Below are 22,214 nucleotides of genomic sequence, written 5' to 3' on the forward strand. Positions count from 1 at the left end.
GGAATAAAATGAAATCTTTAATTAAACTAATACAAGAACAAATAGAATATTTCTACTTAGCACGACGATTGTCATTATATGAATTAAAAAGTAGTAATAAAAACAATTATCTTGGAATGTTCTGGGAGTTATTAAATCCACTCACACAAATATTAATCTATTGGTTCGTATTTGGAACACTAAGAGACCGTGCACCTGTAATTGTAAATGGCAATGAGACACCATTTATACTATGGCTAATTGTAGGGTTTTTAGTGTGGATTTTTTTCTACCAAGCTTCTATAGAAGCATCTAAATCTATATATACTAGACTTAGAATGTTATCAAAAATGAACTTCCCAATGAGTGTTATACCGAATATTCCTATTTTGTCTAAAATATATATACATTTTGGAATGCTAGTTATTGCACTTATCGTCCATCAAATTTATGGATATTATGTTTCAATTTATTTAATACAAATCGTATACTTCATCTTTTGTTTATACGTCTTTACTTTTGCATTTGGCTTAATTATGTCGACGTTATCTACAATTATCAGGGATGTGCATCTGTTTTTAAACTCTACACTCAGAATGGGTTTATATGTTTCAGGAGTATTGTGGCCATTAACGATGTTAAGTGATTTCCCGAAAGTGATGTATATATTAAAATTTAACCCACTTATCTACGTCATTGATGGATATCGCTACGCATTTTTAGGTTCAGGGTGGTACATTATTGAACATTGGAAGTATGGATTATACTTCTGGGCAGTAATATTAATATTATTATTAATCGGTGCAACGCTTCACATGAGATTTAGAAGAAATTTTATTGATTACTTATAGAGGTTGGATAATATGGAGAAAGTTATAGAAGTAAAAGATGTTTCAAAAAAATATACGTTGTTCAATGACTCTAAAGAAAAGTTTTTAAATTTGTTTAATAAAGAAAAATATGGAAAAGCTTTTTATGCGCTAGATTCTGTTAGTTTTTCAGCATATGAAGGTGATGTTGTTGGATTTATTGGAACAAATGGATCTGGTAAATCAACATTATCTAATATTATCGCAGGAATTGTACCCGAAACAAAAGGAGAGGTACATACCCGTGGTGATGTTGCTTTAATTGCAGTTGCTGCAGGACTCAATAACAATTTAACAGGCAGAGAGAACATTGAGTTAAAATGTTTAATGCTCGGATTTAGTAAACAGGAAATTAAAGAATTAGAGCCAGAAATAATCGAATTTTCAGAGCTAGGGGAATTTATTGATCAGCCAGTAAAGTCATACTCTAGTGGTATGAGGTCTAGACTTGGTTTTGCAATTTCAGTAAGTGTGGATCCTGATGTACTCATTATCGATGAGGCACTGTCAGTTGGTGATAAGGCATTTGCTGAGAAAAGTTTACAGAAGATGAAAGAGTTTAAAGAGCAAGGAAAGACGATGATTTTCGTCTCGCACTCGCTCGGTCAAATGAAGCAATTTTGTAACAAAATACTTTGGTTAGAATTTGGTCGTGTTAAAGCATATGGTGAAACGAATGAAGTTCTCGGCATGTATGAAAGATATTTAAGAAAATGGCAAAAGATGACAAAGAAAGAACGCGATGAATACCGTAATAATATATTATCGTCTCCAGCCACAACAGATAATAAACAAGAAATAGGTAATACGGTAATCTATTCTCAAACAGATGAGTACATTACAGAAAAAGATGATTATGAACTTCACATGGAAAGTAGATTAGGCCATATTAGAGGTGGTAAATCATCTGTATATGAAGCACCAAATAGTAGAGAGAATGTAAAATCATCTAATGACTTTAAACATCATGTATATTATATTACCCGATCAGCAAATTATAGATTTGAGAAGTATTATTTATTATCGACTTCACGAAGTGCAGAAGATGGAGTCATTGGTTGGATGAAAGAAAAAGACATTCAATCACATACATTTTCTTTAATAGACCAAGATAATAAGCATGTCATATTGAACGGTGAAGGTAGTGCATTCTACATGCCATGGGGCGGTAAGAAAAACTCTGCATTTGGAGACTTAAAGAAACTCACTGATACAGAGATACGTGTCATTGAAACGTGGTTCATCGGTCGTAATATATGGTATAAAGCAATAATTGATAATGAACAAGTTTGGTTGAATGCGAAATATACAAAAGAAAGTGAATAAATTCATAGTAAAATAAAAGAGCCCTTCTGTATTTTTAAAAATATACAGAAGGGCATTTATTATTTTATTTTATAATACACTTTTTTTGCGACGCTTTTTAATTTACGTTTTACTCTCTTTTTGTTTCGGTTTATAAATGAATTATCTTTTTTTGTTAATGCATTTATTTTTCTTTCTAATTCATCTATTTTTAATTGTTGCAATTCAGCTTTATACGCTAATAGTACAGCATTACCATCTTTTTGACGATAAGCCCTTAATCGGTTATAAAAGCGATCGTTTACATATTCTTCGGCCCTTTCTGGGAAAGAGCTATTGAACAAGTCAGCAAACAGTTCTAGCCAGTCATTGTGGACTTTTGTCTTATGGATATGGATTAAATAATTAAGTGTGTTTCCAATACCAAAATTCATTATTCTATCTACAAAAGCAGCAGCAGCACGATCTTTAAACTCTTGGTCACCAAGTTCACCATCATAAATTATATTTAAGATTTCTTTATAATTTTCAAACGTCCTGTTTTTAGACTGCTTACTTGAGGTTAACCGGTCATCTGTATGATGTACGATATAATAATAAGGCTGATCAGCTAATATACTATGAACTTTTGTGTTAAAAAGAAATCGTGCTGTCACGAGCATGTCTTCGCCAATCAAGACATCTTTGTCAAATTTTAAATTTAACCGATCCCACTCTGATCTTTTAAAAGCTTTAAGTACGGATAAGGCAGTTAGCATATTATTCTCGATAATATCTGCATTACCTAATGATCCATGCTTGGCAAATGATCTCGGTACGTTACCTTTGATGTTATCTTCATTGCCTTTCACATACTTAGGGTAGATGATATCTGAATTGTTTGTTTTAGCAAAATCATATAGGTGAGTTACTAGCTCTTTTGCAACAAAGTCATCAGAATCTACAAAAAACAAATATTCTCCTTCAGCGTGTTCAGCTGCTGTGTTTCTTGGAATACTAGCATTACCAGAGTTCTCATCAAGTTTTAACAGCTTATAGTTTTTGAATTCTTCTTCTTCAAAAATGCTTTTAACTTTTTCGAATGTTCCATCTGTAGAACAGTCATCAACAACTATAATTTCATAATTTTCTTCAGGCTCAGTCTGGTTGATTAATGATAGAATGCATTTGTCAATTTTATTTACTCGATTGTATACAGGAATACAGAAACTAACTTTTTTCATAAGATCTCCTTGATAGCTTTAGGGTATGAGGTGTCATTACTTTTCTTTATTAAACACGTCATTAACAAGACGCTCACTTGATCGACCATCTGTATATTTGAAGTGTTTATTTATAAAGTTAGTAATTTTTTCTTCCTCGAAATCTTTGTTATATAGAGATGTAATCAGCTCATCGAAATCTTGTACAATTTTTCCTGGTACGAAGTCTGTATAAGTTTCGTAAAAGTCTCTTTTAGAAACGTAATCTTCTAAGTCATATGCATAAAACAGCATTGGCTTCTTGAATAAAGAGAACTCATATACTAATGACGAATAATCACTGATTAAAATGTCTGTAATAAATAAAATGTTATTTACTTCCCTGTAGCTTGATATATCGATGAAATACTTATTGTATTTCTTAGGGAATTTTAGTTTGTTTCTTACAAATGGATGCATTTTAAACAGTACGACTGAGTTTGATTCTTCACAGTATTTCGCTAATTTTGCGAAATCTATTTTAAAGAACGGATAATAAGCAGAATTATGACCATTACCTCTAAAAGTAGGTGCAAAAAGAATCACTTGTTTATCTTTAATTTGTGGGTAAATAGAATATAATTCCTTCGTTACTTTTTTCTCATATTTATCATTAAAGAATATGTCCGTTCTTGGAACTCCAGTTGGAATGACATTAGATTCTTTAATACCAAATGCTTCAGCATAATATGGAATATCATTCTCTGCGGAAACATATACTTTTGTATAGTTTCTATGAGAACGCGTATTAAAGAAATTACCACCTGATTTACCAACTCTACTATAGCCAAATGTTTTAAATGTACCGACCGCATGCCATACTTGGATGATTTCCTGATCTTTTCTAAAATTGACTCTATATATCATTGGATGAAAGTCATCCACAAAGATGTATTTAGATTTACCCAGTAGGTAGGGGAATTTAAACTTGTCAAAAAAGTTTCTTCGATCCGTTATATGGCGTTTAAATTGTTGGTGAATATTATACTCCTTATCTTTATCTTGTCGAATCATCTCTCTAAAAATATATTCGAAATTTCCAGACATTTCTGCTCTTGAGTCTGATGTAAATAATACATCTTTTGTATTATTTTTGTTTCTATATTTTGACCAGTTAAAGATGAGATGGAATATAAAATCCCTGATTGAGAATGATGTTTTATTATAATTTCTACGAATACTTTTCATTGTTGCTTCATAGAAATCCAATTTTTCTTTTGGTTGTTTAAAAGATATTGAAAGTAAGAACTCGTTGACTTCTGTAGATAACATTGGAGTTACAGTATAAACTGTACTTTTTGAAGTTCCACTTCGTTTAAACTCTTTTCCATAATATGATAAGACAAAATTATGAATAGTATTCTCATCGCCTAATTCTATAATCTCATTTAATGTTTCTTGTTCGTCATTTGTCAGTTCAAGTTTTGAAGCATCTAGAAGTGTCTCTGAAGTTTGAGCAATGTACGTATATTCATCTTCAACGACTATTAAATAATCATCTTCTGGTAAGTAATTACCATTATTTATGTTAGATAAAGAAAATCGTGCAGAGAACTTATCCCCCTCGATGTTGACCTCATTGGCAGTCATTACTTTCGATTCATCTAGATTTCTTAAATAGAATTCTGGAGATGAAAAATCTCCATCTAAGAAGCGTCCTTCTATAAAGAATTGCACGCGTTCCCATCTAATATTTTCAATTACAACCTTGCGTTCTTTCATGTTTATACCTCGTTAATTTAGATTTCCCATTTCATGACTGTTTTACCCCATGATGTTGATAGATCTGCTTCAAAAGCAGCTGTAACGTCATCAATTGTGCGAACTGTAAATTCTTTTCCTTTTAATAATGATAGTTTATCTACAATATCTGGATGCTGTCGATAAATATCAGCAACTGCTTGAAAGTCTTTTGCACCACTACGACTACTACCGATGAGTGTAAGTCCACGTTCTAATACCATTCTTGTATTTATTTCGACAGGATGCTCACTAACACCTAACAATGCTATTGAGCCTTCAGGATTTATATGATCAATGATTTGATCAATTGCGCTTTGACTACCACGTCCTCCGACGCATTCAAATGCATGATCAAAAGTTAAATCCTCAGGGATTTCATCTATATAAAAAGTCTTGTCGACAAATGAAAAGTAGCTTAACTTATACTCCGTTTTCCCGAACACGTAAATTTTAGCATCGGGATATTTTTTTCTGAGTAAAATGGCAGTTATATAACCAAGGTTGCCATCTCCCCAAATTCCGAAACTTGATGTATTTGAAATAGATTTTCTTTTAAAGCGATCGATTGCGTGTATGCTTACTGAAACTAATTCAGAATAAGAAACAGTACTGAAGTCCATTTCGTCAGGTAAAACAATAGCACGATCGTGATCTAAAAAGACATAGTCTTGCATAAAACCGTCATAACCACTAGATCTGAACTTGCTAGATTTTAAGTAGTTTTCTGCAATTACTTCATCCACTTCTGTTGGAGTGTTAGGGACCATTAATACTTTTGTGCCGACTTTAAATTGCCCCTTACTATCATAAACAACTTCTCCAACACCTTCATGAATTAAAGCCATTGGTAGCTTTTCTCTCATTGCTTGTTCGCCACGTGTACCTGTGTAATAACGTTGGTCTGCAGCACATATAGATAAATATGTTGGTCTTACAACCACTTTATTTGAGTTAATATCTTTATTTGTATAAGTTACTTCAAACTGTCTAGGAGATACTAACTGATAAATTTGATTAATCATCTGCTATACCACCCTTAATAATTGAATTCGCAACTTTTAAGTCGTATGGTGTTGTGACTTTAATGTTAAATAATTCACCGTCTACTAAGCGAACTTCTCCACCTTGTTCGACAATAATTTTACAAGCATCAGTTAAAATGTTTTTCTGTTCTTCTGAAAGTGAACTGTATTTTTCTTTTAATAACTTTATGTTAAAAGATTGTGGAGTTTGACCTTGATACATATGATCTCTGACAGGGATGCTTGAAATTGTTTTACCATCTGTTGAAGTCACTATGGTATCAATCGCACTTATAACCGTGTCTACAGCACCATATTCTTTTGCTAATTGAATATTTTCTTTAATAATGCGATGTGTTAAAAATGGTCTTACCGCATCATGAGTTACGATAATATCGTCATCATTTGTACCGTGATGTTCATCGATGTAGTCTAAGATGTTCATAATCGTTTCATTACGATCTTCTCCACCTTTTATTACGATTACTTTATCTGAGTTGATATTATGTTTAGAGAGAATATCATTTGTATGTCCGATCCATTTTTCAGGAGTTGCAATAATAATTTTATTAAAATCATTTTCTAAAATAAACTTCTCCACTGTATGGATAATAATTGGTTTATCATTTAAATCTAAAAATTGTTTTGGGAGAGGAACATTCCCCATTCTTGATCCAATTCCTCCAGCTAATATACCAGCGTAAATCATAAATAACACCTTCCACTTATTTATTTCGATGATTTACTAAAATTTTACACTATATTATTTGTGAATTCAAAAATGACCAAACAATTACTAAAAACATGAGTCGATATTCTTTTTAATTTCATCGTGGCTTTGCTACAATTATAATATAAACAACATTGGAGGCATTTATATGAAGCGTTTTGGCCTCTTTTCACTGTTCATGATTTTTGCTTTTATTCTCGTTGGATGTTCGGCTACGAATGAGCCGATTAAGTTAAAGCATGGTGTTGTATATAAAGAACATTCCAATAATCAAGATTTTGATAATATGAAATTTGTTGCGAATGATTATAACGTTGAAATTCACTACCCACATTTTGGTGTGGAACGTATCGATAAAAAGATCGAAGGTGCACGTAATAAGGAGTTCGAAGATTTCATAGATATTGTTAAAGATGATGAGCATATGGATTCATCGTTAAAGATTGTTTTTAACGCACATGATGTTAGAGGCGATATTTACATGTTTAACATTACGAGAGTTGTTAAGCTTTCTAAAGATACGGAATACTCGATTCACGGTGTACTTGTAGTGAATACCGCGAGTGGTGAAGCGGTTATAAGCGACAACTTGTTTAACATCGGTCAATCATCACGAGAGGCGTTATTTAAACGATTAGATCAGGCGATTCGTGATAATCCGGCGTATGCACCGTATTATGACGCGAAAAAATTAGAAGATCGAACGATGGATATTTCAAAGACGTTTTCGAATGTTGACTTTAAAGGAGACGTCGTACAGTTCCACTATGATCAAAACGAAATCGGAAGTGGTGCGATGGGAACACCTAATGTAGAAATACCGTTTAGAGATGTCATCGAATTTTTAGAGCCGACAATTAAAGCAGTCGTTGAAGGTGAATTGATACCGACGAATGAAGACTAACATTTGCCAAAGGGATATTGTAACGTTGCCCCTTGGCTTTTTATCAATTAGAAATACATATTGAAATAAATAAAGAGGTGCAAATGTGGTAAAAAGAATTGTAGATTTCTCGATTAAAAACAAACTCGCAATCGTATTAATGACGATTATCATCGCGCTTGGTGGTGTGTATTCTGCTTCAAAAATGAAGATGGAAATGTTACCAGACATTGACTCACCAGTGCTGACGATCACGACGCCGTATCCAGGTGCGACACCTGAAACTGTTTTAAATGACGTGACAGAAAAAATAGAGTCACGTGTAAAATCGATGGAAGGTGTCGAAGATATTCAAAGTCAGTCGCTGCAAAATGCGTCTGCAATCACTGTGATTTATGATTACGGTACGGATATGGATAAGGCGACTGACGAAGTCGAAACGATGATTGATGAATTAGATTTACCAGACGGTGTGGAGTCATCTAGTATCGATACGATTTCGATGTATACATTCCCAATTATCAGTTATTCATTTACCGAAAAAGACAATGATCTTAAAGATTTAACACAGCGTTTAGAAGAAGATTTAATACCTGAAATTGAAGGAGTCGAAGGCGTATCAAGTGCGTCATTTTCAGGTCAACAAATCGAAAGAGTCGAGCTTTCTTTCGATGAAGCAGCATTAAAAAAGCATGATTTAAAAGAAGAAGATGTCCTCCAGTTTATTTCAGGAACGTCAGATAACTTCCCGCTCGGATTATATACGTTTGACGATGAACTCCGTTCTATTTTAATCGATGGTCGTTTTAATACGGTAGAGGAGTTAAAAGAGTTAAACATACCAGCTGGAGAACCTGAAGCACCTGAAATTGACGATGAAACGAAAATGAAACTTGCTGCAATGAGTGACGCTGAGCGTGAAGAATTCCAAAAAGAAATGGAACAAAAAGCGTTAGATGCAGGACTGAAAACAGTTAAATTAAAAGACGTTGCAGAAATTAATACGGTATCAGAAAGAGATTCTATCTCTAAAACGAATGGTAAAGACTCGCTTGCGATACAAGTTGTAAAATCTAACGATGCGAACACAGTTGCAGTTGCGAATGAAATTAAAGAAACAGTCGATACGTTTTTAAAAGATAACAAAGATATCGACGCAGTTTTAATGATGGACCAAGCAAAGCCGATTGAAGATTCAATTAAAACGATGTTCGAAAAAGCACTCCTCGGAGCAGCTTTTGCAGTAATCGTTATTTTACTCTTCTTAAGAGACTTTAAGTCGACGTTAATTTCTGTCGTGTCGATTCCAATGTCGATTTTAATGGCATTTGTTATTTTAAAACAACTCGACGTTTCGATTAACATCATGACACTCGGTGCAATGACTGTCGCAATTGGGCGTGTCATCGATGACTCGATCGTCGTTATAGAAAACATATACCGAAGACTTACGAAAGAGGATGAAACGTTGCAGGGTCGTGAACTGATTACAGCTGCGACAAAACAAATGTTTATCCCGATTATGTCGTCGACAATTGTAACGATTGTCGTATTCGTACCACTTGCATTTATCACGGGTGAAGTCGGTCAGATCTTTAAACCGTTCGCGTTAACAGTCGTATTTGCACTACTTGCGTCACTTTTAATTGCAATCACGATTGTACCGATGCTTGCGCATTTCTTCTTTAGAAAAGGTGTGAAAGTCAAACCACATCATAAGAAAAACCGTATCGCAGATAGCTATAGAAAGATTTTAGAGTGGACACTATCACACAAAGTGATTTCGAGCATCGTCCTTGTTGTCATTTTTGTTGGAAGTTTAGCGTTAACACCATTTGTTGGAACGAGCTTTATTTCAACAGGTGAAGATAAGTTCTTAGCACTCACATATAAACCGTCACCAGGTGAAACGATCGAAGAAGTCGTGAAACATGGTGAGGAGGCTGAACAAGAACTTAAGAAAAATAGTGACGTGACGAACATTCAATATTCTGCTGGAGGAGATAATCCATTTAACCCAGTCGCATCGAATGATATGGCGATGATGGTCGAGTATAAATCTGATACAGAGAACTTCGAAGAAGAATCTGCAAAAGTGTTAGAAAAACTCGAACAATTTGACCATAAAGGTACGTGGTCGAGTATCGATGTCGCAACAGGTGGTGCGTCTAACGAAGTCAAAGTAACAATTAAAGGTACAGACTTCGATAAAATTAAAGCAGCATCTGAAGAAGTAGAAGCTGTTTTAAGTGAGCACAAAGAATTATCTAACGTCAAATCCGATGTCAGTGATTCGTATACAGAGTATCGTATCGTCGTTGACCAAGAAAAGGCAGCGAAACTCGGGTTAACTGCAGGTCAAATCGCGATGGAGTTAAACCAATACGAACCGAAACAAGTCGTGACTGAAGTCGGTGAAGTAGGTAAAACACAAGAAGTCATCTTAAAGCACGATAAAAAAGAGAACTGGACAGAAGACGATTTAAAAAATAATACGATTAAATCTCCACTCGGTAAAGACGTGAAGTATAGTGAGTTTACTACGATTGAAACTGGAGATACTCAAGATACAATTAAACGTTTAAACGGAGATATGTACGCGACAGTGAGCGGTAAAATATTATCAAATGACGTCGGTACTGTTACATCTGAAGTCATTCAAGAAGTGAATAAACTAGAAGTAGAAGACGGTGTTACAGTTGAAGTTGGTGGAACGAACGATGATATTGAAGAAAGCTTTCAGCAACTTGGACTTGCGATGTTAGCCGCGATTCTTATCGTATATGTCGTTCTCGTGTTAACATTCCACGGTGGAATTGCACCGTTCTCAATATTATTTAGTCTACCATTTACAATTACTGGGGTAATTATCGCATTACTCATTTCAGGTGAGACGTTATCCGTACCAGCACTCATTGGATTACTCATGCTGATCGGAATTGTAGTTACAAACGCAATCGTATTAATCGACCGAGTCATTCATATGGAAGAAAGAGGACTTTCAACGCGAGATGCATTACTTGAAGCAGCATCTACACGTGTCCGTCCAATTCTAATGACAGCACTCGCAACGATTGGTGCGTTAATTCCACTTATTTTCGGTGGAGATTCATCGATATTAATTTCAAGAGCACTTGGAATTACAGTAATCGGTGGACTCGTTTCGTCTACGTTACTGACGTTAATCGTCGTACCGATTGTATATGAAGTGCTGATGAATATTAAACACAAATTCGTTAAAAATTAACATATGTGTTATTAAACCACTTGGTAAACTTATCAAGTGGTTTATTTTTTTATAAAATACGGCATCATATAAGTAATCAATCTTTTTAAGGAAGATGCCTATGACATTAGAAATGCTGTTTGTACTCGGCATGGTCGTTGTTATGCTTACGTTATTACTGTTTGAAGTAAGCCGAGCTGACTTTGTCGTATTTTTATTTTTAGTAATATTTTTAATGACGAATGTCATTTCGACTGAAGACGCACTTAGCGGTTTTAGTAACGAAGGTTTAATGACGATATTACTATTATTTGTCGTCGCGAGTGCGATTGAAAAGCACGGCATTATAGAAGGAGTCGTCTACAAATTACTCGGCGATAAAACGACGCCAAGAGGCGCATTATTAAAGCTTTTACCGCCAGTCGGTGTGTCGTCAGGATTTTTAAATAATACACCGATCGTATTAGCACTCACGCCGATTGTTAAAGACTGGGCGTTAAAACGTGGCTTTAGTCCGTCGAAGTTTTTAATCCCGCTCTCTTATATTACGATTATCGGTGGTACGCTCACGTTAATTGGTACGTCGACGAACTTAATTATCCACGGGTTGTTAATCTCTAGTGGTAAAGACGGGTATAGTTTCTTTCAGCTTGCACCGGTCGGTATTGTGATTTTAATTTTCGGACTTATTTATATCGTGACAGTTGGTTACAAGTTACTGCCAGAGCATTTAACTGCGACTGAAAAAATTCAAAGTGAGGCAAAAGAATTTTTAGCAGAAGCTGAGATAAGTGAAGACTTTGAGTATTGTAATCATTCGATTATTGACGTGACAAAACATGCGATAAAAGGGATTTATATCATTGAAATTATTAGGGATAAAAGACCACTCCCTGAAGTGAACGCCCATTCGTATATTCAAGCTGGAGACCGTATTATATTTAGTGCGACGCTAGACGCGATTGGAGATATAAAGGACGTCAAAGGATTAAAGTTAAGAACAGGTAGTGAACTCACGCTTGAAGACCTTCAAACTGAAGGGGCCGTACTGATTGAAGCGGTAGTTTCACACCGTTCGATTCTTCTAAATAAGACACTAAAAACATCGCGATTTAAAACGCGTTATCAAGCTGGGGTTATCGCGATTCACCGTAACAATAAACGTATCAACTCAAAAGTTGGAGATATCGTCTTAAAAGCAGGGGATACGTTACTATTACTTGCGGACGAATCGTTTTTAGATGTTAATAAGTATAGCGATGACTTTTATATCGTGAGTAACTTAACACCCCCAGATAAGTTTATGCAAAATAAACGTCAAGGATTTGGTGTTCTATTATTACTCGGTATTATGATTGGATTAGTCGTTGCTGGTATTTTATCGATGTTAAAGGCAATGCTTGTTATGGTCGTTATACTATTCGTGTTTAAAATTATATCTCCAAGAGATGCGATGACGTCGATTCAGTTTGACGTCATACTGTTAATAGGAAGTGCATTTGGAGTCGGTAAAGCAATTACGAATAGTGGACTCGCAACGTTTGTCGCAGAGCATATCGTAATGTTCGCTAAACCAATTGGAGTACTCGCGCTACTCGCTGCACTTTATCTGATTACAAATATATTTACAGAGCTGATTACGAATAGTGCTGCTGCTGTAATTATGTTCCCGATTGCTGTTGAAGTCGCGGAAATGATGAACACGCATTATCTTGGATTTGTAATTGCGATTACGATCGCTGCGAGCAGTAGTTTTATCACACCGATTGGTTACCAGACAAACTTAATCGTCTACGGGCCAGGGGGATATAAGTTTACCGATTATATTAAAGTCGGAGTTCCGCTATCGATTATTACGATGATTATTACAGTCACGACGGTTTATCTTTTATGGTTTTAATGTTTAAGTGTATGTAAATTCGGTTATATATGTACTACAACGATTTAGGAGGCAATTATTTTATGACTAAAAAAGTTGCAGTATTAATGACAGATTTAGTAGAAGATAGTGAGTACACAGTACCAAAAGATACAATTTTAGAAGCAGGATACGAAGTAGAAGTCGTATCACCAGAAGGTAAAGTAGTTGAAGGTAAGCAAGGCGGAAAATTTGAAGCGGATGTTTCAGTAGCCGATGCAAATGCTGAAGACTACGCAGCACTTCTCGTACCAGGTGGATTCTCACCAGACGTTTTACGTGGAGACGCTGAAGATAGACCAGCAAAATTTGCAAAACATTTCTTAGAAGCAGATAAGCCAGTGTTTGCAATTTGCCACGGACCACAGTTTTTAATCGACACAGGATTATTAAAAGGCAGAAATTTAACGTCAGTTAAAAACGTTAAAACTGACTTAATTAATGCTGGTGCAGACTGGGAAGACAAATCAGTCATCGTCGACAACAACTTAGTGACGAGCCGTACACCAGATGACTTCGATGATTTCACAAAAGCAATCGAAGAAGCTCTTAAATAAATTTAAAAGGTGAGACGTAGTAAATGCGTCTCACCTTTTTTTGTGTATTGAGTATTTGTTGTGTTGTGGTGTTTTGTCGGGAGTGTTTTATTCGACAGTCACCGTAATGGCTTTCGCGTTCGGCTTACCGAAGCGGTCGATGACTGTATAAGCGATATAGTACTCTCCTGGCTTGTCAGTGTTTACTTCATCTCCAACGATGTAGACATCTTCAGTAATATCATGGCCGTCTGTGTCGATGACAGTGATATCTTTTTTAGGATCAAACGACTCGCCTTGAGAAACTGTCACGTCTTTCACGTTTTTAAATGTGACGCGTGGACCTTCTTTACTTTTTGAAGGTGACTTAGGAAGTTCAGTCGACGGCTCTTGTGACACAGTAACGAGTCTAGAGTTTTCATACCATGCCCCGTCTTCAGCTGTTACTTTATAATTTAATACGTACTGACCCTCAGTATTCGTATCAACGTCACCAGATACTTCAATGTCAGAAGTTAAATCATCTTTAGAATCAATTGCGTACACACCAGCGAGCGGATCAAAGCTATCACCGACTTGAACATTCACTTCACCGATGTTGTAAATCGTCGGATAGTTGCCGTCGTAGTCCTCGATTAGTTTATCAATTTGAACAGAATTATCGCTATTATCTTCTATCGTAGCATGCTCTAATGCATCAGCAGAAAAAGCAGTCGGTAAAATACCAATCATAATTTTAATTAAAGCAGTTTTCATACAAATTTCTCCTTCAAGCATCTTAATAATAGTTTACTATGAAATCTGAAAAGAAAAAAGCATCAACTTGAGTGAAGGTGTGGCTTGCTTCGTTTATTTAACAGAATTTGCTTGTTTTTGTTAGATATGTTGGGATAATTAACAAAAACCGGGTTGTGGCGTCGGGATTTGTTAAATAAAAATTTATAATTAACAAAAACATCCCCGCTAATCCGAAATATGTTAAATAAATCGGGATAACTAACAAAATCGCGATTTTTTTGTTAAATAAAATTGGCTGGATGGGTATTTTTATCTTTTTAAAGGATAAAGAACCTTCTGTGCATCTCTTATTTACAAAAAATCAGCTAATTTGTTAAATATATCAAGATAATTAACAAAAACCGGCTCACAGCGCTGGGATTTGTTAAATAAAAATTTATAATTAACAAAAACATCCCCGCTAATCCGAAATATGTTAAATAAATCGGGATAACTAACAAAATCGCGATATTTTTGATAAATAAAATTTCTAGAAGGGGTATTTTTATCTTTTTAAAGGATAAAGAACCTTCTGTGCATCTCTTATTTACAAAAAATCAGCTGATCTGTTAGATATATCAAGATAATTAACAAAAACGGGCTCACAGCGTGCGAATCTGTTAGATAAAAATTTATAATTAACAAAAACAGTGGTGTTGAGGCGAAATATGTTAAATAAACCACGATATCTAACAAAATCGCGATTTTTTTGTTAAATAAAATCCGAAGAAAAACACCAAACCCCTTTAAAGAGTAAAAACACACCAACAACCACGCCGCCTCACTATCACCAAGAGAAAAAAACCAACCACTGACGCGACACACAGTGGCGTCACATTAACAGTGGGGTCACTTCCATAAAAAAGTCCAGCAGAGTGCTGGACATTTTTTTATTCTACATTGTTTAAGCGTTTTGCTGCGATGAGTGCGTTGTTTAATACCATTGTGATCGTAAGTGGGCCAACACCGCCTGGTACTGGTGTGATGTAGCTAGCGACTTCTTTTGCAGATTCGAAATCGACGTCTCCGACGAGTTTTCCGTCGACGACTGTGTTTCCTACGTCAATCACGATTGCGCCTTCTTTAAGGTCTTTTCCGTGAACGAGTCCTGGTTTTCCTACTGCTGATACTACGACGTCATAGTCTTTTAATTTTTCGACCATGTTTTTTGTGCGTGAGTGCATCAGTGTGACTGTTGCGTTTTCGTTTGTTAATAGTTTAGAAACTGGTTGTCCGACGATATGTGAACGTCCAATTACTGCAACTTCTTTTCCTTCGAGTGATCCTGTATGTTTTAATAACTCCATAATTCCAAGTGGTGTACATGGAATGAACGTTTCTTGTTCTGTGTACATTCGTCCGATGTTTACTGGACTAAATCCATCGACATCTTTCTCCGGAGCGATTGCTTCGAGGACTTTGTTTTCATCTACTTGTTTTGGAAGTGGTACTTGAACTAAAATACCGTGTACGTTGTCGTCTTCATTTAGGCGACGAACTGTGTCTAGTACTTCTTCTTCTGTTGCGTCTTCTTCTAAGTGAATAATACCTGACGACATACCGATTTTTTCTGCGGCTTTATTTTTAGATTTTACATATGATAATGAAGCACCATCGTTACCAACGATAACGACTGTTAAGTTTGGTGTAATTCCTTTTTCTTTTAATGCTTCAACTTGTTCTTGTAAACCTGCACGGTAATCTTTCGCGATTTCGCGACCGTCTAATAATTCTGCTGTCATGAAATATCCCCCTATATTCGTGTTACTGTTATTATTACAAATTTTTTCGAAAAATTCTACTAAACAAAGGTGGATTAAAAACGTGATAATATTTTCAAACTGAAAGCGTTTTTTGTATAATGGAAGTACAACAGGTAACTTAGGAGAATGTAAAATGAATGTAGCAGTTATAGGTAGCGGCGGAAGAGAACATGCGATCGTTAAAATGTTAGCGGACTCGAAAGCTGCAGATAATATCATTGCGATACCTGGTAATGCTGGCATGAATGATATTTGTGAAGTGATGTATAGAGTAGACCCAAATGACTTTGATGCGGTTGCAGGTATTTGTATCGAAAGACAAATCGACTGGGTCATTATCGGACCGCCAGAACCACTCGAAAAAGGTTTAGCAGACTTTTTAATCGATGAGTACGGTTTAACTGTTTTTGGCCCACGTAAACACGAGGCTCAAATAGAAACTTCTAAAATATTTACGAAGCAATTACTTAATAAATACAATATCCCAACTGCGGATTATAAAATATTTACAAACTACAACGAAGCAAAAAACTATTTAACAGAATCTGAATATCCAATCGTTATTAAACATGATGGACTCGGTGACAACACGAAAGTTGTCGTCGCACAGTCACAAGATGAAGCGTATGAAGCACTCGATTATATCGCTCAATTTAAAGGAGAAGACACACCTAAAATCGAGCCGATTATTATCGAAGAATATTTAGACGGAGAAGAGTTTTCGTTAATGGTACTCGTCAATGAAGATGTATTTCATCCGTTTGAAATTATCGCTCAAGACCATAAATCTGCGTATAAGCGTGGAGTCGGACCGAATACAGACGGTATGGGAGCATATGCTCCAATCACACACCTTGACGATTCAGTACGCCAAGAAGCGATTGATACACTTGTAAAACCTACAGTTGACGCGATGGTTAAAGAGGGGATGAAATACTTCGGGGTCCTATTTTTAGGAGCGATGCATACAAAAGACGGCGTAAAAGTGTTAGAGTATAACGCACGTTTTGGTGACCCGGAAGCACAAGTGTTAATGAGTATGTTAGAAAACGACTTTTTAAATATGCTTGAAAAGTTAAAACGTAAAGAGTCTTTTGAAATGAAGTGGAAAAAAGGCTTTATGGCAGGTGCTGTACTTGCGACAAAAGACTATCCATATAAAGAAAACGTCGGTCTCGAGTTAGATTTCCCTGAATCTTTAAAAGAGTATATGTATATTAGTGGGCTATCTCAAAAAGAAGATGGCAGTTATATATCAAGTAAAGGACGCGTTCTCATGGTGTGCAACCACGGGAACACGATCGAAGAAGCATTAAACAAAGTAAATAAACACATGAAACAAATCAAATACAATGACGGAGATTTTTACTACAGAGAAGATATCGGTCACCGTGCATTAAATAGCAGTAAAGAGAAAGGCGAGCAGTAGCTCGTCTTTTAATTTGATGATTTACACGTCTCTTTTCTGTATAATACTTAAAGAGGTGAAGTCATGTATAAACGATTTAATGACCACAAAGAAACGATTGCTTGTACGCTACTTGGCGTATTTTTTCTTATACAAGGATTGTTTATATTAATTAACTTTAAAAGTATTACAAATAAACAAGATATTTCCGGGGAAAAGATTAAAAACGTATTTGATTTTATCAATATATTTTTTATAGAGCTTAAAAATATTTTAGGTATTGTATTTCAGCATTCTTTACTGATTACGTTACTGTCAGGTGTTGTCCTTATCGGACTCGGACTACTGATGTTTAAGTTTGCGAAAGTAATGAATAGAACGACAGCTTACGACCGTCGTTTTATCGTATTCTTTTTTAGTTTAACGTTTGTCATGTTTTTATGGTCGACATTTTTAATGTCACACGTATACGGATGGAGCAGTATTTTATTTTTACTCGCGTTTAGTGTACATATGATTTATAACGTCTTTAACGAATATTTCGATAAAACATATCGTAAAGCGCAATATTTAGTCATTTTATTCTTTTACAGTGTGGCATATTTTGTTACGCAAAATAGCGTGTACTCTAATATCGATTCTGGGCTTCGTCCAACAGACGTATTATCGATCAACATGTACTACACGATGACGTGGACACTCGCATTACTCACACTATCAGTCGGTGTCTTTTTATCTAAATCAGAAAACATTTTAAAACGACCAGTGAAAGATGAAGAACGAGAAATGTCACGTGTTCACGCGAGACGTAAAATTAAGTTAAACGTAGACGTCAACAAATACTTTACGTTTATGCATGCTGTATACCGTGTGCGTGACAAAGTAATTAACGCTTTTTATAACTTTTTTGAAATTAAGCCGATCCGCTGGGTAAAAGTGAATTACTTTGAACTCGTCTTTGGATTCTTGACGTTAATCGTTATCTTTTTAGAGTTTAACAACCGTAACAACGTCGTATTTGAAGGGCTATTTAAAATTTCAAATGTAAAATATATGTACGAGTGGTTTAACTTAGCGTTAACGTTTCTGCTTGCGGTACTGTATATTTTATTTACAGTGCTTAATACGTTAAAAGATAAAGCATACAACAGACAAATGATTATCATCGTCGCTTTATGGCTAAAAGTAACGACGAGTCTCTTTATAACATTATTTAGAGATGTCGAGTTAAGCATTTTTATATTACCTTTGAATATCTCGCTCGTGTTACTGACAACGCCACTTCTTTTAATGAGTATATTTAAAACATTTAGAGGTGAGAGAAATGATTAAACACGAATATACAGGTCGCATTGATTCAGATCGTAAAGAACGTTTCCACCAAGTCGTTCAGTCGTATACGAATGAAACAAAGTCAGACGTCATCGTCGGATTTATGTCTGACGAAGGTGTGAAACGAAATAAAGGAAGAGTCGGTGCGAAAGAAGCACCGACTAAAATTCGTGAGAGAATGTCGTCAATGGCGTACATGAATGATGTTTATGACATTGGTAGTATTGAGGGTACCGAAGATTTAGAAGCGTCCCAACAACAACTCGGGAATGTCGTATCAAAACTTCTTCAAAATGATAACTTCACTGTCATCTTAGGTGGCGGTCACGAAACAGTTTACGGGCATTACCTAGGCGTAAGAGATGCGTTTAAAGAAGAAAAAATTGCCGTTTTAAATTTAGATGCCCACTTTGATCTTAGAAAAGAACGTAAAAGTTCCGGCACGATGTTTTATGAAATGCTTTCTGAAGACGACAATATCGATTATTACGTCATCGGAATACAACAACTCGGAAACACGTTAACATTATTTGAAACTGCAGATGAATTCGGTGTGAAATACTGGACGCTCGACGAAGTACGACAAAACGAATCACTACTTGACACAATTAAGGGTGAACTCGAAAACTATGATCACGTCTTCATGACGCTATGTATGGATAGCGTTCAAGAAGGAGTGGCACCTGGAACGAGTGCGCCGTCACCAAACGGATTTACTGCTGAAGAAGTCGTTTCGACAGTGAAATATTTCGGAACGTTAAACAATTTAACGTCATTTGACGTTTCAGAAGTATCACCACCACTTGATATCAATGAGCGTACTTCAAGTTTAGCTGCATTCATTGTGTTAACATTACTCACAGAGAAGAATAAATAACATGGAGGAATTTACATGTACGAATATAGTGAACAATTATTAAATGAAAAAATAGAAATCGCACGTGAACTCGTTAAAAAGAAAGCAATTAAATCTGGAATTGCAGCAGCTTTACCTGTCCCTTTACTCGATTTAGGAACAGACGTTAAATATATGACAGAAATTGAAGACGAAATTAACGAAGTATTCGGTGTGACGAAAGAAGAAATCGAAAATAATGCAGACTCTATAAAAACACGTATTATGATTATGTTCTCAAGTGGAGTCGGTGACGTCGTATCTAAGTTTTCTACAAAAGCAATTTTAAAAGTAATCTCTAAAAAGAATAATAAACCGTCGCTTGCAGTTTCTAAAATTGTTACGCATAGTGTAAACGGTGCAGTGAGTTACTTCTTAATGAAAAAACTCGGTGACAACCATATCGATTTTGTCGTTCAACAATTAAAAAAATAAAAAATTAAAGTCTCAGATGAATTTTTTTATGAAATCGTGTACAATTAGTTTAATTCAGATGTTTAAACGACTTGTAAAGGAGAGAGATTATGCAACAAAAGACTTTTTCTATTGTCGATGAAACAGGTATTCATGCGAGACCTGCGACAAAACTTGTGCAAACAGCAACGAAGTTTAAAGCAAACATTGACTTAGAATATAACAGTAAAAAAGTAAACTTAAAGTCTATCATGGGCGTCATGTCACTTGGTGTTGGCAAGGGTGCTGAAATTACGATTCACGCAGACGGTGATGATGAAACAGAAGCGCTTGAAGCAATTCAAAACACATTAGTTCATGAAGGTCTGATAGGTGATGAGTAAACTCACAGGTATTACAGTTGAACCAGGGATTGTTAGTGGAAAAGTTGTCGTCATAAGAGACGTCAACTTTGATATTAACAAGAACGAGGTAGACGCTGCTTCTATTTGGAGAGAGCATCAAAGACTCGATATCGCAATAGAGACATCTAAAAGAGAACTTCGTGTTATTCAAGATAATAGGGAGTTCTCTATTTCTTTAGGTGATGAAGCGATATTAGAAGCACAAATTATGATGCTCGAAGATCCGTACTTTATCGAGGATATTCGAGATGTTATTAACAAAGGGAAGACGGCAGAATACGCGGTTAACTTTGTAAAAGAAGCACTGACGGAATCATTTAACGCAATTGAAGACGCGTATTTACGTGCACGTCGTAACGACGTTATCGATTTAACAGAACGTATTATTGCAAATCTTTTATATACGCCACGTGTAGACTTTTCACAACTAAATTCTGATACGATTATCGTTGCAAAAGAATTGCCACCGTCTATTACGGCAAGTCTCGATAAAAAGTATATTAAAGGCGTCGTGTTAGAATCCGGTGCAAAACATTCTCACACAGGCTTACTCTTAATGTCAAAGGGAATCCCTGCGTTATTTAACGTCGGTGACGTTTTAAGTTACGCAGAGGACAGCCATTATGCGATTTTAAACAGCGCGGACGGTGTCATTAATTTCTCACCGACAAAAGAAGAACTAGAAGCAATTTTTCTTATGAAAGAAAAGAATGAACAAATCGAACTGACGAAAGATACGTATTCAAAAGATCACGTAAAAATCCGTGTATCTGCTAACGTTTCTGTTCAGTCATCCGTAGAAGAAGCCATTCAATATAAAGCTGATGGCGCGGGGTTAATGCGCACGGAATTCATGTATATGAGTCACAATGATTTCCCAAAAGAGACAGATGAAAATAGAGTTTATGAATCCGTCGTAAAAGCACTAGATGACGTGACGTTTCGATTACTCGATATCGGTGGGGATAAGTTTTTACCTTATCATCCTGAAGAGTTGCTCGATGAAGTCAACCCAGCACTCGGTACCCGTGGAGTAAGATTTTTAAAACTACATGAACGTACACTTCGTCAACAAATCCGTGCGATCATTCGTGCGAGTCGATTTGGTACGGTTAAAATTATGGTGCCGATGGTCACGTCCGTCGAAGAGTTTTTATGGATTAAAAACATCTTAAATGAAGAAAAAATTCATTTACGAATGACAGACAAAATCGATCTCGGTGCGATGATTGAAACACCGGCTGCAGCAATACATGTCGATAGTTTCGCTAAACATGCGGATTTTTTAAGTATCGGAACGAACGATTTAACACAGTTTTTACTTGCGTTTGACCGTACGAGCCCGAACTTTGATTTACTCGCTCAATCGATGCATCCTAGTATTTTTAAAGTGATTCGTAACGTCGTTATGAGCGGGAAAAAATACGATATCCCTGTGTCAATATGCGGTGTGCTCGGCCAAAATTTAGAAGCATTACCGATATTACTTGGACTTGGTATTCGTCATATTAGTATCGATCCTAATAAAATGGTAGAAGTGAAAACTCGTATTTCACAGTTAAAAATTAAACAGCTGCAAAGACTGCGTCCTTTACTCGCACAAATTGAAACAGAAGAAGAACTGCTGTCTATCGCACGCAAACTCGATAAATCAACCTAAATACACTCGTATTTAGGATTTTTTGATTTTAATTATGAATCTTTTGTGAAAGTCTGAACATGTGTACTATACTAGATACAAGAAGTGTTAATAATAGAGGAGGAAAAGT

18 protein-coding genes are annotated in these 22,214 nt (G+C 35.7%); 12 read left to right on the forward strand and 6 right to left on the reverse strand.

Going from position 1 to position 22,214, the window contains the following annotated elements; all coding sequences use genetic code 11:
• Nucleotides 1-8 precede the first annotated feature (8 nt).
• Entirely contained in the window at nucleotides 9-830 is an 822-nt protein-coding gene (locus tag CJ229_RS08670) for an ABC transporter permease (protein ID WP_102167229.1), read from the forward strand.
• 12 nt (nucleotides 831-842) lie between these two features.
• Nucleotides 843-2,174 (forward strand): teichoic acids export ABC transporter ATP-binding subunit TagH, encoded by a 1,332-nt coding sequence (tagH, locus tag CJ229_RS08675; RefSeq protein WP_070623324.1) that lies wholly within the window; start codon nucleotides 843-845, stop codon nucleotides 2,172-2,174.
• Nucleotides 2,175-2,233: 59 nt separating this feature from the next.
• Here the strand turns inward: tagH and CJ229_RS08680 are convergent, their stop codons facing one another.
• Genes CJ229_RS08680 through CJ229_RS08695 form a run of 4 tightly spaced genes read right to left on the reverse strand, consistent with a single transcriptional unit; the run spans nucleotide 2,234 to nucleotide 6,868 of the window.
• Nucleotides 2,234-3,376 carry a glycosyltransferase family 2 protein gene (locus tag CJ229_RS08680; RefSeq protein ID WP_068127960.1) on the reverse strand — a complete coding sequence of 381 codons (1,143 nt, stop codon included), beginning with the start codon at nucleotides 3,374-3,376 and terminating at the stop codon, nucleotides 2,234-2,236.
• 36 nt (nucleotides 3,377-3,412) lie between these two features.
• Nucleotides 3,413-5,116, reverse strand: a complete 1,704-nt coding sequence (locus CJ229_RS08685) for a CDP-glycerol glycerophosphotransferase family protein (protein ID WP_070709542.1) — start codon at nucleotides 5,114-5,116, stop codon at nucleotides 3,413-3,415.
• Nucleotides 5,117-5,133: 17 nt separating this feature from the next.
• Nucleotides 5,134-6,159, reverse strand: a complete 1,026-nt coding sequence (locus tag CJ229_RS08690) for a ribitol-5-phosphate dehydrogenase (RefSeq protein WP_102167230.1) — start codon at nucleotides 6,157-6,159, stop codon at nucleotides 5,134-5,136.
• Nucleotides 6,152-6,868 (reverse strand): D-ribitol-5-phosphate cytidylyltransferase, encoded by a 717-nt coding sequence (locus tag CJ229_RS08695; protein WP_068127968.1) that lies wholly within the window; start codon nucleotides 6,866-6,868, stop codon nucleotides 6,152-6,154. The genes CJ229_RS08690 and CJ229_RS08695 overlap by 8 nt, the downstream gene beginning before the upstream one ends.
• A 169-nt stretch (nucleotides 6,869-7,037) precedes the next feature.
• Between CJ229_RS08695 and CJ229_RS08700 the strand changes: the two genes are divergently transcribed.
• The 4 genes from CJ229_RS08700 to CJ229_RS08715 all read left to right on the forward strand — a co-directional run bounded on the left by CJ229_RS08700 (nucleotide 7,038) and on the right by CJ229_RS08715 (nucleotide 13,473).
• Nucleotides 7,038-7,793, forward strand: a complete 756-nt coding sequence (locus CJ229_RS08700; protein WP_102167231.1) for an RsiV family protein — start codon at nucleotides 7,038-7,040, stop codon at nucleotides 7,791-7,793.
• An 85-nt stretch (nucleotides 7,794-7,878) separates the two neighbouring features.
• Nucleotides 7,879-11,019, forward strand: a complete 3,141-nt coding sequence (locus CJ229_RS08705) for an efflux RND transporter permease subunit (RefSeq protein WP_102167232.1) — start codon at nucleotides 7,879-7,881, stop codon at nucleotides 11,017-11,019.
• 100 nt (nucleotides 11,020-11,119) lie between these two features.
• Nucleotides 11,120-12,898, forward strand: coding sequence for an SLC13 family permease (locus CJ229_RS08710; RefSeq protein ID WP_068127977.1), 1,779 nt, complete (start codon nucleotides 11,120-11,122; stop codon nucleotides 12,896-12,898).
• Nucleotides 12,899-12,960: 62 nt separating this feature from the next.
• Nucleotides 12,961-13,473: a type 1 glutamine amidotransferase domain-containing protein gene (locus tag CJ229_RS08715; RefSeq protein WP_068127980.1), complete on the forward strand. Its 513-nt coding sequence runs from the start codon at nucleotides 12,961-12,963 to the stop codon at nucleotides 13,471-13,473.
• 87 nt (nucleotides 13,474-13,560) lie between these two features.
• On the opposite strand, the gene CJ229_RS08720 is transcribed toward CJ229_RS08715, so the two are convergent.
• Together CJ229_RS08720 and folD are read right to left on the reverse strand one after the other, a co-directional pair.
• Complete coding sequence (locus tag CJ229_RS08720; RefSeq protein WP_070622700.1) at nucleotides 13,561-14,208, reverse strand: immunoglobulin-like domain-containing protein; 648 nt, start codon at nucleotides 14,206-14,208, stop codon at nucleotides 13,561-13,563.
• 911 nt (nucleotides 14,209-15,119) lie between these two features.
• Nucleotides 15,120-15,971, reverse strand: a complete 852-nt coding sequence (folD, locus tag CJ229_RS08725) for a bifunctional methylenetetrahydrofolate dehydrogenase/methenyltetrahydrofolate cyclohydrolase FolD (RefSeq protein WP_040929293.1) — start codon at nucleotides 15,969-15,971, stop codon at nucleotides 15,120-15,122.
• A 154-nt stretch (nucleotides 15,972-16,125) separates the two neighbouring features.
• Here folD and purD point away from each other — a divergent pair, with 154 nt between their 5' ends.
• From purD to ptsP, 6 genes are all read left to right on the forward strand, one after another.
• The gene (purD, locus tag CJ229_RS08730; RefSeq protein WP_102167233.1) at nucleotides 16,126-17,421 is read left to right on the forward strand and encodes a phosphoribosylamine--glycine ligase; all 1,296 of its coding nucleotides are present in this window, start codon (nucleotides 16,126-16,128) and stop codon (nucleotides 17,419-17,421) included.
• A 63-nt stretch (nucleotides 17,422-17,484) separates the two neighbouring features.
• Entirely contained in the window at nucleotides 17,485-18,732 is a 1,248-nt protein-coding gene (auxA, locus tag CJ229_RS08735; RefSeq protein ID WP_102167234.1) for a lipoteichoic acid stability factor AuxA, read from the forward strand.
• Nucleotides 18,725-19,609: a formimidoylglutamase gene (gene hutG, locus CJ229_RS08740; protein WP_068127990.1), complete on the forward strand. Its 885-nt coding sequence runs from the start codon at nucleotides 18,725-18,727 to the stop codon at nucleotides 19,607-19,609. The genes auxA and hutG overlap by 8 nt, the downstream gene beginning before the upstream one ends.
• Nucleotides 19,610-19,624: 15 nt before the next feature.
• On the forward strand, nucleotides 19,625-20,062 hold the full coding sequence (locus CJ229_RS08745) for a hypothetical protein (protein ID WP_068127995.1): 438 nt from the start codon (nucleotides 19,625-19,627) through the stop codon (nucleotides 20,060-20,062).
• A gap of 89 nt (nucleotides 20,063-20,151) precedes the next feature.
• Nucleotides 20,152-20,424 carry a phosphocarrier protein HPr gene (locus CJ229_RS08750; RefSeq protein WP_068127998.1) on the forward strand — a complete coding sequence of 91 codons (273 nt, stop codon included), beginning with the start codon at nucleotides 20,152-20,154 and terminating at the stop codon, nucleotides 20,422-20,424.
• The gene (gene ptsP, locus CJ229_RS08755; RefSeq protein ID WP_102167235.1) at nucleotides 20,417-22,105 is read left to right on the forward strand and encodes a phosphoenolpyruvate--protein phosphotransferase; all 1,689 of its coding nucleotides are present in this window, start codon (nucleotides 20,417-20,419) and stop codon (nucleotides 22,103-22,105) included. The genes CJ229_RS08750 and ptsP overlap by 8 nt, the downstream gene beginning before the upstream one ends.
• Nucleotides 22,106-22,214 lie beyond the last annotated feature (109 nt).

Source organism: Nosocomiicoccus massiliensis, from assembly GCF_002871345.2.
Lineage (GTDB): Bacteria > Bacillota > Bacilli > Staphylococcales > Salinicoccaceae > Nosocomiicoccus > Nosocomiicoccus ampullae_A.